Genomic DNA, 13619 nt, shown 5'->3' on the forward strand with positions numbered 1-13619 from the left:
GATCTAATTTCATTCCTGAGATAGCTTCTAATACCCCCTCTTAGAAATCTTTTCGTAATCTCCTTTTACCATTATTTTCACCAGCTCTTCGAATTTTACTTTCGGCGTCCAGCCGAGTTTCTCCTTCGCCTTTGCGGGATCGCCGATCAGCAATTCGACCTCGGTCGGACGGTAGTAGCGGGAGTCAACCTCGACGACCGTTTTACCGGTCTTCTTGTCGATCCCCTTTTCACCGGGGCCATCTCCTTCCCACTTCAATGCAATCCCCACCTCCGCAAATGCAACTTCGGCAAATTCGCGGACCGTGTGCGTCTCGCCGGTCGCAAGGACAAAATCCTCGGGATGGTCCAGCTGGAGCATGCGCCACATGCCGTCGACATACTCGGGGGCGTAGCCCCAATCCCTCTTCGCATTGAGATTCCCGAGCGAGAGTTTTTCTTCCATACCCAATTTGATCTTCGCCGCCGCTCTCGTAATTTTCCTGGTGACGAACGTTTCACCTCTCCGGGGGGATTCATGGTTGAAGAGAATTCCGTTGCAGGCAAAAATATTATAGGCCTCACGATAATTGATGATGATCCAGTACCCGTACAGTTTTGCCACGCCATACGGGCTGCGCGGATAGAACGGAGTCTTTTCATTCTGCGGAACCTGCTGCGCTTTGCCGAACAATTCGCTCGTGGACGCCTGGTAAAATTTCGGTTTGATCCCCACTTCTCTGATCGCGTCAAGAAATCGGACGGTCCCGATCGCGTCGACCTCGGCCGTGTACTCGGGAAGCTCGAACGATACCTTGACATGGCTTTGCGCGGCGAGATTATAGATCTCGTCGGGCTGGATCCTTTCGAGGATCCGGTTCAAGTTGCTCGTGTCGGTCAGATCCCCGAAATGAAGAAAAAGCCTCTTGCCAAGAAGCTGCGGGTCATTATAGAGGTGGTCGATCCTCCCGGTGTTGAATGAACTGCTTCGGCGGATGATGCCGTGCACTTCGTACCCTTTTTGCAGGAGCAATTCGGCAAGATAGGATCCATCCTGCCCTGTGATGCCGGTCAGCAATGCTTTTTTTGACATAAGAATTTGCGTTTTTGTATCGGATGAGGATAAGAAAATAAATTGAATTCAGGAACAAACAGTTGTTGCGAACCATTCATCCCTTTGACATGGCGCGTCGGTCAGAGCAGTTCCTATTTTTCCATCCACGTCGCGAGAATGTCCTTCAATGTTCTCTCCATAGGGATTTCGGGCTGCCATCCCGTCGCACTCCTCAACAGCTCATTCGATCCCGCAAGAAGCTGGATGTCGTATCCGCGCAGTCTCTTCTGTTCGACATGCAGCTCAAACGTTATTCCGGTAATTGTCTCATAGAGCCTGATAATTTCCTCGATCGAGAAAATCTTCCCGGAGCAGACATTGTACATGAACTCTTTTCCATTCGGGACTGCACCCAGGAGCCAGTACGCGCGAACGACGTCGCGAACATCGGTGAAATCCCTCCGCGGCTTGATGCTGCCGATCTGAATGACGGGGGGCGCATTGTTCTTTCGGATCAATGAGATCTGGCGGGCGAGCGATGAACAGACGAACGACGGCTTCTGACGCGGGCCGGTATGATTGAACGGCCGGGCAATGACGATGTTCAGCCCTTCATACGTTTTATACGTCTGCGCAATGTAATCGATGCTCGTTTTGCTCGCGGCATAGGGGTTGACGGGATGTGGGATCGATCGCTCCGTGTGCACGGCAGGCAATCCGGCCGTCTCGCCGTACACCTCGCCCGACGTCACGACGACGATCCTCGGCGCGATGTCGGCCGCCTTCACTGCTTCAAAAATGTTGATCGGGGCGATGACGTTGACTTTGAACGTTTCTGCCGCGTGCTCGAACGAACTTGGCACGAACGCCTGTCCGGCCAGGTGAAAAATAATGTCCGGCTTGACCTCTTTGAGCACCCCGAACACCGACTGAAAATCCACGACATCGCATTCGTGCAGGTCGATGTTCTTTTCGCGGGAACGGATGTTCTCGTTCTTTTCCGCGTCGCGGATTGTTCCGGCGACTTCTGCGACGCCTTGATCGAGAACATATTCCGCGAGATGACTTCCGGCAAATCCCCCGATACCGGTAATAAGAACTTTCATAATTTCAATTACTCTGGATTACAGCGATGATGACAAACAGCGAGCGTACGGCTCTGAAAATGCGAGACATAATATACGGAATCGGCCGCGCCTTTTCAACGAGAAGCGGGAAAAGCCCTTGATACTGCTTGGGTTGCGAGGAATAGACGAGGAGGGAAAGACGATCATTGCCCCAGTTTCAGCTTCTGCCTGAAATACTCAATCGTTCGTTTCAACCCTTCGTCGCGGGGAACCCGCGGCTCCCATCCGAGCAGCCGCTTTGCTTTGGAAATATCCGGCTGCCGAACTTTCGGGTCGTCCTGGGGAAGCTCCTTAAAGACGATCGTGCTTGTGCTGTGTGTTAATCGGACGATCTCCTGTGCAAGCTGCAGCATCGTCAGCTCCGACGGGTTTCCGATGTTCAACGGAAGATCATACTCGGACATCATCAACTTGAAAATGCCGTCGATCAGGTCGGAAACATAGCACACGCTGCGCGTTTGGCTCCCGTCGCCGAACACTGTGATGTCCTCCCCGCGGAGCGCCTGAGCCACGAACGCCGGGATCGCGCGCCCGTCGTCGATCCTCATCCGCTCTCCGTACGTATTGAAAATTCTCACGATGCGCGTTTCGACGTTGTGATAACGATGGTACGCCATCGTCATCGCTTCGGCGAACCGTTTCGCTTCGTCGTACACGCCTCGCGGGCCGACGGGGTTCACGTTTCCCCAATATTCTTCCACCTGCGGATGAATTTCCGGATCGCCGTAGACTTCAGACGTCGATGCCAGAAAAAATCTGGCATGCTTCGCTTTTGCCAATCCGAGCGCTTTGTGCGTTCCCAGGGAACCGACCTTCAGGGTCTGGATCGGGAGTTTCAGGTAATCGATCGGGCTTGCCGGCGAGGCGAAATGAAAAATGTAATCGACGTCGTCGTGAAGATAAATATATTCGGTGACGTCATGCTGGAAAAATTTGAACCGGGGGTTGCCGAACAGATGAGCGATGTTCGCCGTGTCGCCGGTAATGAGGTTATCGATACAGACGACAGAATGCCCTTCGGCAAGAAGCCTGTCGCACAGGTGCGAGCCGAGGAACCCGGCACCGCCGGTCACCACTGACGTTTTCTTGTTGAGCAGATTCATTCAGAGAAGTAGAGAGTAAGGAGTAAGGCGAACAAGATTTAAGACTGAAGCCAAAATTCTTTCTAAAAAGTAAACTTAGCTTCATTTTGAATCATGCCGTAGAGCATTTTGCTAACTTCTTCATACCCTTGAAAAAAATGGCGATGACGACCGCTATCGAGATAGCCGCAATCTCTTGCAAAATCTAACCACACTTCGACTTCTCCGGCCTCTCCCAGACAATCTATCACTTTACTGATAAACGACTTTCGATACCGCCGCTTTTTCCACCCTTCAGCCAAATTTGCGGGTATTGACCGTGTAGAGCGCCGGATTTGATCCGTCAAAGAAAATCTCTCTTCGGATGGAAATTTCTTTGTCTCAAAATACATTTCCATAGCCAAAGAGTAAGACGCCTGATATACTCTGAGATCCTTAAAACCCCGATACATCCTTTCCATTGCCCCCTCTTTTCTCTCCTTACTTCTTACTCCTTACTCCTTATTTCAGTCACTCCCCATTCCTCCCGATCCCGAAATACACGAATCCTTTTTCCCTCATCAATTTCGGGTCGTAGATGTTTCTTCCGTCGAAGATGACCGGACGTTTCATGAGGGATTTGATCCTGTCGAAATCGGGACGGCGGAACTCGTTCCATTCCGTGATGACGGCAAGCGCTTCGGCCCCTTTCAGCGCATCGTAGTTGTTGTCGAAAAATTCGACCCTTCCCTCGAACAGAGGTTTGACCCTGCCATTGGCGATGGGGTCGTGTGCGCGGACTTTCGCCCCCGCTTCAAGCAGGCTGGCGATAACAACAAGCGCCGGCGCCTCCCGGATGTCGTCAGTCTGAGGTTTGAACGACAGCCCCCATACGGTGATGACTTTCTGGTGCAATTGGTTGTTGAAATGCTTCATCATCTTTTTGACGATCAGGCGCTTTTGACGTTCGTTCACTTCGTCGACGGCGCGAAGAACTTTGAACTCATACTCGTGTTCCTGTGCGGTCTTGATCAGCGCCTTCACGTCCTTCGGAAAACACGACCCGCCGTATCCTACGCCGGCAAAAAGGAATTGTTGCCCGATGCGGGGATCGGACCCGATCCCCTTTCTCACCCAGTCGATATCCGCTCCCGTTTTTTCGCACAGGTTGGCGAGCTCGTTCATGAAAGAGATTTTTGTTGCGAGGAACGAGTTCGCTGCATACTTGGTCATCTCGGCGCTTCGCTCGTCCATCACCATGATCGGGTTGCCCGTCCGCATGAACGGCGTATAGATGTCCGTCAAAACGGCGATCGCCCGCTTGCTGCGCGAGCCGATCACGATCCGGTTCGGGCGCAGGGAATCTTCGAGCGCCGAACCCTCTTTCAGGAACTCCGGGCTGGAGACGACGTCGATCTCCGTCTTTCCTTTCTTTCGCATGATCTGCCGGATCCTGTCGACCGTCCCGACGGGAACGGTGCTTTTGCTGACAAGGATCTTGTACCCTGTCGCATGCGAGGCGATCTGCTCGGCCACCGCGAGAACGCGCGACAGGTCTGCCGAACCGTCCTCCGATTGCGGAGTCGGCAGGCAGAGGAAGATCACTTCACCGTGGTCGATCGCCGCCTTCAGCGATGTCGTAAATTCAAGACGTTCTTCCTGCGTATTGCGCCGGACCATTTCTTCAAGCCCGGGTTCGTAGATCGGGATCGTCCCCTTCTTCAGTCCGGCGATCTTCTTTTCATCGATGTCCATGCAGAGTACCGAGTTGCCCGTATCTGCAAAACAGGCGCCCTGGACCAATCCAACGTACCCCGTACCAATAATAGAAATTTCCATAGCTGTTCGCAGTCTTTCAAATTACAATGAAGGATAACGGAATTTCTTCAACGCTCCGTTGGGAACGGAACTTTTCTTTCAATCATCGGCAAGAAACTGATTCGCCACCCTGGCCCTATCTGCGTGATCTGTCTAATCTGTAATCAGCGCAAAATCTGCGTCATCTGCGTAATCAATAGGCGCCCTTGCCGAACAGCACCACCGGAACCGTTTCAAACATGATTTCCAGGTCAAACAGCAGAGAATGGTTCTCGACGTAATACAGGTCGAGCAGGATCATCTCTCTGAACTTGATGTCGCTTCTTCCAGAGACCTGCCACAAACCGGTCATCCCTGGTTTCACGGCAGCGCGGTCCTGGATCGTCTCCCAGAATTCATCAGGCTCGTTGACCGTATCAAAATCAGACAGCGGCAGCGGCCGCGGTCCCACTAGGCTCATATCTCCTTTAAGGACATTGAAGAGCTGCGGGAGTTCATCGATGCTCAGCTTGCGGATTATGCGTCCGACTTTCGTGATCCGTGGATCGTTCTTCATCTTGAAGAGCGCGCCGTCCGATTCGTTGTGCCCCCAGAGTTCATCTTTCATTTGGTCCGCTTTTTCGATCATGCTGCGGAACTTTATGAAATCGAACTGTTTTCCCCCCTTGATGCTTGCCCGGGTTTGCAGAAAGAAAAATGGGCGCCCGCTTTCCAGGTAAATGGCGACGATCGTCACGAGAAAAATAGGGCTAAAAAGGATAATGGCAACGGTGGAGCCTACGATGTCAAACAGCCGCTTGATGAAAAGCTTGATGGCATCCACATGATACCTTGGGGGCGCCGTGAGGGTAATGCCGGCGATATCGTAGATACGGGCGATCTTCAAAAGCTCCTCAGCCTGCGGTGAGAGGATTTTAAGTTTGATCGGATGGTTTTCGCCCTTCTTCTTCAGTGAGGCATAGCCGTTCACCACCATTTCGGGGGACGGAATGAAGACCCTATCGATCGATTCGCTTGCAATGACCTCGTCGAATTGCGCGAGCGTGTATTGAGGCTGCAGCGTGCTCGCGGAGTTCTTTTCGCGAACGACGAATCCTTTGATCTTGTATCCAAGCTCCGGAAATGAGGAAAAACGCTGGTAAATCTTGAACGCATCCTGGTCGTACCCGACGATCAGTGAATTATGGACTCCGTATCCCCATTTCTGAAATAGCAAATTGACCCTTCGCAGCAGAACGCGCCCGAGAACAAAGAAAACCGGAAGGGAAAAAAGGAAGATCACCAGCGCGTGGCGGCCGATGTAGAGATTGTCGATCGCGGAGACGATCGTCAACGTCACGAGGACACAGAGGATGAATGCCCGTGCCATGATGAGGTTCTGAAGGCTGAGGCTAAGATGATATGAGCCACGGTACAATCCCATCATCGCGGCAATTGTGATATACACCGCGACGAAAATCAAGTAGCATGTGGCAAGGTCGGCATCGGGCGTCCGTATGGTAACCAGATTGTAATGCCTCGTCCCTAGAAGGACAAGAGCGGCACAGATCATGGCGAGGAGGTCAACGAGCTGCGAGATTCCGACGAAAAGTATTTTCCAGTTGTGACGTATGAGTCTTAACATGCCAAATAACTTTCATCCCCCGACGTAGTCCCCTTCGTGAGGTGCCGAGTAATATACAAAATATCGAGCGAAGGCAAAACAATTCTTTTCCGGATTGAACAAGAGAGTCTCAAATTTGAACCGCTTTAATAAAATGCACCGCCTTTGTTCCGTTAATCCCTCAAAAAAGGAACTGGTGGATTATTTTACGTAGAGTGCTTTTTTGATGCTGCGATAGGTTTTTGTCGGTGAAATCAAGCTCTGTGCATTAATGACGACAATATAAACTCCCGAAGCGGCATGGTTCGGATTCCATCGATATTCGTAAAACTGCGGCTGCTGAACTTCATGGACGAGCGTTGCGACAACCTGGCCTAAGATATTATACACTTTGACCGAGACATTGCTCAGTTCGGGAATTCCGTACCGAATGGTTGTCGATGGATTAAACGGATTGGGATAATTCTGGTACAGAACATAATCCTGTGGGATCTGCGACGCCTGCCCCTCGGCATAGACGATGGACCCCGACGTAAAAAATTGCACGGTGTCTTTCGACCATACCGCAGTCCGGCCGTTGACCGCGGCAGAGACTGTCCATGCATAATGTGTGCGCGGCAACAGTTTCTTCATCATCGACGAAGAACTGAACACCGTGTCCGCTATCCCGCTGATCGTCGTATCGATGCGTCCTCCCCACAACTTCAACGCATACCGGACCGTGTCGCCTGGATCATGCCCATGAGAGGGCTGCCAGTTCAGCGTGAGGGCTTTGCCATAATTTATCGTCAGGCTGTCTGCATGAAACGTATTGACCAGCTGAAAAGCTGTCGGCGGAAGCACCATCGGGAGCACGGCTATTTTCCACACCTGCTGTACGGTACTCCCATGCTTGTCCGAGACCAAGATCGCTACCATGCTGTCTCCTGCATTTGCGTTTACCGGCAATCCTATGAGAGTGTCGTTTTTCATATGCAGCCATTGCGGGCCAAATAGTTCTTTGTAGGAAATGGAATCCCTCCCAAAGATCGCATCGGAATCTACTGCTGTGACCACGTACCGGTACATTGAATCTGCCAGCGCAATGGTGTCAGGCGCAGAAAGGATTTGAGGTGGATGATTAACGTTGGCGACATGCACGATAAAATGCTGAGTCGTTGAAAGGCCGTGATTGTCGGCGACGACGAGCTCTACGATGGTATCGGCGGCCAATCTTCCGTAGGGAATTCCAGTCAGCACGTGTTGCACGGAATCATGGTGCAGCCAAGAGGGACGGATTGTCGTCGTCACCGTCATAGTGTCGCCAAACAACGCAGCGTCCCTGTCATACACGGAATATTGATAACGGTACAACGAGTCTTCCGTGGCAACTGAATCAGGAGCGCTTGTAAATACCGGCGCGTGATCGGTGTGAAGAACTGCCAGGGTGAAGCTCTGCAGCGCAATCCCCCCTTTTCCATCGCTGGCAGATATACTGACTGGAAATGTTCGGTATTGCGATGAATCCATCACGGCACGCGCGCCGGCGACGGACTTCTTCGCCGCACGCGATACCGCAGGAATGAACTTTACAACACTGGTGTGCATTACACCTCCGCGGCTCTGCTTCCCCGTCGACGCTTTTCCGGATTTCATCGCAAGAGAATCGAGGACTAGAGCTGGTATACCAGCGATAATCCCGCTCGTCGAATCTATCGAGAGAAAGCTCGGCGCTGTAACGACTGCATAACTCACCCTGTCCCCCCATAAGAGCGAATCAGAGTCGATAGCAGATGCTCTGTAAACATACAATGAATCCTCCACTCCGTTAGTCACGGGTGGTGAGACAAATACCGGCGGATGGTTCACATGCCTGATATGAACTCCATATTGGTACGAAGTTACTCCACCCTTTCCGTCATATGCTTGAGCGATAATTTTTGTGGTATCAACGAGATCTGGGCCATGGGGTGTGCCTGTTATGATCCCCGTAACAGAATCGATGGATATCCAGGGAGGTTTCGAAACAAAACGATAGTGTACAATGTCGCCGAACATCGCAGAATCGATATCGCTTGCCCGAACTACCGTTGTATAGAGCGAATCCTCTACCGCCGTCGAGTCGGGGAAAACGAAGAATCCTGGCGGATGATTCGTATGCCTCACCGTCAGATCATAACTATATTCGCTAGCTCCTCCTCTAGTATCCCAAACGGCAATAGTCACTGGAAAATCCAGGTAGATATTGGTTCCCGCGATTCCTAATATTTGCGCCCTTTTTGTCTTTGGCTTTGCAGCGTAGTGCTTGATGGTCTTTGTTTTGTCAAGAATTTGCTGTACACGCGCATTAACAGTTTGACTGGCGAGAGAAGAACTACTTCTCACAAGTCTTGGTATCCCATGGATAATTCCTTTGACTGAATCAATCACCAGCCAACTCGGACTTTGCAGTATGCCAAAACTGTCTATGTCCCCCCACAGTAACGAATCTTGATCCGTCGCTCCGGCAACGGTGTAATACATAGAGTCCTCCACAGCGCTATCGGCCGGAAAGATGTCAAATTGCGGTGGGTGGTTGACATGGGTGACACGGAGAATAAACTGCTGCGTGGCTGTCCCACCGCTGTTATCGTATGCGAGGATACAGACTACCGTGTCCCGTACATTCTTACCGGAAGGAATTCCCGAAAGTAAGCCAGTGACGCTGTCGATGGCGATCCAGCTCGGTTTGGTTATAAGTTTATAATGAACCTTATCCCCAAACAAGGCGCTGTCTTGATCTCTCGCTGTTGCAGCATAAAGATACAAAGAATCTTCCGTCGCCATGCTGTCAATCGCCGAAACAAAATACGGATTGTGATTGGTATGAATCACTGCAAGATGATAGCTTTGATTTACGACGCCGCCGTTTCCATCACTTACTTTTACAGTGACGGTCGTGTCGCCGACATTTATTCCGCGCGGTATGCCGGAGACTAACCCGCCGGAGGACACCGACAGCCAGCTTGGCTTTTGCGTCAGCGTATAGGCTAATACTTGACCGATCAAAGTGTCAGGGTCATACGCAACGACTTGATACCGATACAGGGTATCTTCATGCGCGGTAAAAACCGGCGAAGAAGAGAGTGTCGGCGAATGATTAATCCGAGTAATGTGCAAAGTATATTGTTGTTGTGCCATCCCACCGTGATTGTCGTAAGCCTGGAGGACAACGGCCGAGTCAAAAACATTTTGCACATGCGGCGTGCCGCCGAATATTCCCGTTGTGCTATCAATTGCCATCCATGCCGGTTTGAGGAGCCGGTAATGTACTTTGTCCCCAAACAACGCACTGTCTTGATCCGTTGCCCAAACAGAGGCCCTATAGCTTTGATCCTCTACAACGGTTGTGTCGGTAACGGTACCGACAAACTGAGGCGTGTGATTCGTGTGGTGCACGTGCAGCGTATCGGTTTGGGTTGCGAACGCGCCCAATCTATCTGTGAGTTTAAACGAGAACAGAGTGTCGCCGACATCCACGGCTCTCGGTGTACCGCTAAAACAGTGTGTGACAGCGTTGAATGTTAACCAGGATGGATGTGCAATGAGGCTGTATGAGATACTATCGCCCACAACGGTATCTTGATCGGCCGCGGTTACCTTGTATTTATAGACCGAATCTTCCTGCGCTATCGTGAGCGCCGTTGAAAGGATAACCGGGGGATGATTTACTCTTAAAACATGAAGAGTCATCCGTTTTGTCGCAAGTCCCCCTTTCCCATCGTACGCTTGAAGATTGAGTATCGTATCGACGGCGCTAGCTCCTATCGGAGTGCCGCTCAATTTTCCCAGCACCGAGTCGATAGTGATCCAGCTCGGCTTGTTCAAAAGCGCGTAATGGACTCTGTCACCGTACAATGCGCTGTCTTGATCCGTCGCCCAAACCTTAGATTGATACAAAGTGTCTTCTCTCGCGAGGGTGTCGGGCAACTGCATAATTACAGGTGGATGATTCGTATGTGTGATCGTAAGCGGATAACTCTGCGTTGCTGTCCCTCCTTTCCCGTCGCTCACTTGCACGGTCACAACAGTATCTCCAACATTCTGCGCATGCGGCGTTCCGCTGATTAATCCTAACACGCTATCGATCGTGATCCAGCTCGGCCGTGTCGTCAGATGGTAATGTACACGGTCGCCGAACAACGCACTATCCTGATCCGATCCCCACACCGCATACCGGTAAAGCGTGTCTTCTGCCGCATGCGTCACCGCTATGCTCACGATCACCGGCGCGTGATTCGTATGGACAACATGAATCGCATAACTCTGGCTTGAGCTTCCACCCTTTCCGTCATACGCTGTTGCCGTCACGGTCGTATCCTGGGCATTGATCCCGCTCGCAGTCCCCGTGATGATTCCGCTCACACTGTCGATCTTCAGCCACACCGGCCTTAGTGATAATTTGTAATGGACGACGTCGCCGAACAACGCGCTGTCCTGGTCGCTCGCGTAGACCCTCGTTTGATAAAGCGTGTCTTCTACCGCTGGCGGAAGACTTCCCGTCTTTATCACTGGCGAATGGTTCGTATGCGCCACGTGAAGCGGATAACTCTGCGTCGCCGTCCCCCCTTTCCCGTCGCTCACTTGCACGGTCACAACAGTATCTCCAACATTCAGCGCATGCGGCGTTCCGCTGACAATCCCCGTTACCGAATCCGCTGTTAACCAGTACGGATAAACTTGCAACATATAGGTCAAGCGGTCTCCCCATAGTGCACTGTCCTGATCCGTTGCATACATGCGGTATCGATAAAGAGAATCTTGTTTCGCGATCGTTACAGGCTGAGAAAGGATTTTTGGAACATGATTGACGTGCACGACGTGCAGGGTGAATTGCTGAGTTCCTGCACCCCCTTTGTTATCGTACGCCTGGATTGCTACCACTGTATCGCGGGCATTGATCCCGGAAGGGAGTCCCGTAACTAATCCTGCAACACTGTCAATTGTCAGCCAGCTCGGCTTAATGGACAAACGATAGCGAATCACATCCCCATAAAGGGCGGTATCCTTGTCTACGGCAATAACTCTGTATTTGTACGGCGAATCCTCTGTCGCCGTTGAATCAGCTGCCGTAATGATCTTCGGATTGTGATTTGTCTGCAGAACGGTCAGAGTGTACGATTGAGTCGTAACCCGGCCTGCGCCGTTGCGGACCTGTATCATGACCGTTGTATCACCAACGTTTGCAGCGCCGGGCGTTCCGTAAATGATGCCGCTCAAGTTGTTAATTTTCAACCAGCTCGGTTTCACAATGAATGTATATCTCAGCGTACTGTCCAAAAATGCGCTTTGAGAGACTACCGTATCTCTGTAGACAGAATCCTCATGGGCGACAAACAAGGGGGTCGAAATAATTTTGAGAGGAATGTTTCTTGTCAGCGTCGCGAGACTTGAGACCAGGTACATTGTATCATACGGCTCAGTCGAAGACCGTTCAAGATAAATGTATTTATTCGTTTCGGTCGCTAGGGTGCCCGGTGTTTCAAAAACGGTAAAACAATCGCTTAAAAGCCGGGATGAAAAGAAACCAGGAACATTGTTAAAGCCTGTGGGATATTTCGTCATTCCCCACGCATCCATCGGAGCGAAGACATTTGCCGTGTTAATCAGGTTCCCGCAAAAAATGATCTTCTTTACTCCGGTGCCCCTGATGTACGAGTATAGCGAATTCTTATCGTTCACGACCAATTCGTTCCCGAGAGGTAGGCACGATGAATCTATCGGCTGCCCGTTCGCAGCATGATAAACCCTAATGCCGATACTCCTGGCCCATTTAATCAACGGGGCAATGTTGTTTCGGTTATTGTTCCGAATTCGCGCCAGCCACCCCGCATTCGGGAAATAATTCCATGCATTGACAACAACCAATGCCGTTTGGGAAGGGTTCAGAACCGTGCCAAACGCGGAGTCAGTGTTAATGGTTGCTAGAAGTGAGGGCCGCTGTACGATCAGCGTATTAACTGTATCGCCGAGCGCCGCCGCCAAGGTCGCCATCAAGGTCGTTTGATACTTCGTTTCGATAGCGTTGATACCCCAATTATACGCAAGCTGCGACCAACTTATTATGCAGTCTTTTATTCCGACAATCTTGTACGTGTTGGGGACTTTGAGTGTAAGGGTATTGATGCTGATCGGTCGCGTAAAGAGAATACATTCCGATGCGTCCCCGCCTGCGTATAACAGCGTCGTATATCCTTTCTGGCTCAACATGGTATCGGGAATCGCGGAGATGTTTGCATTGATATCCCACGGCTTCAGCACAACGGTAGGGTAGAGGGGTCCGTTATGGTTGAAAAGAAAAACTGGAATATTATGTTTTCGAGCCACATCGAGCATTGTGACGATGTTAACGACGTTGCTGTCAGCTGCCGACGCCCAGACGTCACACAGCACTAATGCCGTTTTTCCAATATCGATGGAATCAGTGAACGTAATGGTCTGCGAAGACAACTCTGAGACGAAGTTGATGGAATCGATGGCGGGAATGAACTTAAAATTCTGAAATGTTAAGTAGTGTCCTGTGGTGAACCAGGAGGTTTGACTTGAGACATTGCTGGTATCGCCAATCGTCTGGAGTTTCCAAAAATACGTCGTTGATGGCGACAGCTTTGTGATGACCAGATAGGAACCGCTCACAACGGTATCCACAATGCCCCACGACAGCGAATCGGTTCCTATCAGAACTCTGTACGAATGGGTCGTATCGGCCCACTGAAGAACGACTTGGCTGTAGTTCTGATTCGTGGCGCCGGTTTCTGGCGAAAGAATGTTCTGGCTCTGGCCGTGAAATGCAGCGGTCAGAAGGAACAGGACAACAAACCCGCACCTCCTCAAACAAATGAGGTTGAGCAGATTGGGTGTCCTGAAGCGCCGGTATAGTGTAGACGTCAATACCATGGACCAAAACGGGGACAATGGAAAGAATTAGCTAAGCTCAGAATCAACTTCCGAACTAAATTT

7 protein-coding genes are annotated in these 13619 nt (G+C 51.1%); all 7 read right to left on the reverse strand.

The window, feature by feature from the left end; all coding sequences use genetic code 11:
- Nucleotides 1-27 precede the first annotated feature (27 nt).
- The 7 genes from gmd to VMF88_04820 all read right to left on the reverse strand — a co-directional run bounded on the left by gmd (nt 28) and on the right by VMF88_04820 (nt 13556).
- Nucleotides 28-1071 (reverse strand): GDP-mannose 4,6-dehydratase, encoded by a 1044-nt coding sequence (gene gmd / locus VMF88_04790; GenBank protein ID HTY10370.1) that lies wholly within the window; start codon nt 1069-1071, stop codon nt 28-30.
- A 113-nt stretch (nt 1072-1184) separates the two neighbouring features.
- Nucleotides 1185-2138 carry a GDP-mannose 4,6-dehydratase gene (locus VMF88_04795; protein HTY10371.1) on the reverse strand — a complete coding sequence of 318 codons (954 nt, stop codon included), beginning with the start codon at nt 2136-2138 and terminating at the stop codon, nt 1185-1187.
- Nucleotides 2139-2302: 164 nt separating this feature from the next.
- Complete coding sequence (locus VMF88_04800) at nt 2303-3262, reverse strand: UDP-glucuronic acid decarboxylase family protein (GenBank protein HTY10372.1); 960 nt, start codon at nt 3260-3262, stop codon at nt 2303-2305.
- A gap of 62 nt (nt 3263-3324) precedes the next feature.
- Nucleotides 3325-3702 (reverse strand): four helix bundle protein, encoded by a 378-nt coding sequence (locus VMF88_04805; protein ID HTY10373.1) that lies wholly within the window; start codon nt 3700-3702, stop codon nt 3325-3327.
- Nucleotides 3703-3751: 49 nt separating this feature from the next.
- The gene (locus tag VMF88_04810) at nt 3752-5059 is read right to left on the reverse strand and encodes a UDP-glucose/GDP-mannose dehydrogenase family protein (GenBank protein ID HTY10374.1); all 1308 of its coding nucleotides are present in this window, start codon (nt 5057-5059) and stop codon (nt 3752-3754) included.
- A 172-nt stretch (nt 5060-5231) separates the two neighbouring features.
- Complete coding sequence (locus VMF88_04815) at nt 5232-6662, reverse strand: sugar transferase (GenBank protein HTY10375.1); 1431 nt, start codon at nt 6660-6662, stop codon at nt 5232-5234.
- A gap of 180 nt (nt 6663-6842) precedes the next feature.
- Nucleotides 6843-13556: a putative Ig domain-containing protein gene (locus VMF88_04820; protein HTY10376.1), complete on the reverse strand. Its 6714-nt coding sequence runs from the start codon at nt 13554-13556 to the stop codon at nt 6843-6845.
- Nucleotides 13557-13619: the final 63 nt, after the last annotated feature.

The organism is Bacteroidota bacterium (genome assembly GCA_035506275.1).
Taxonomy (GTDB): Bacteria; Bacteroidota; Ignavibacteria; order UBA10030; family UBA8401; genus JAGVPT01.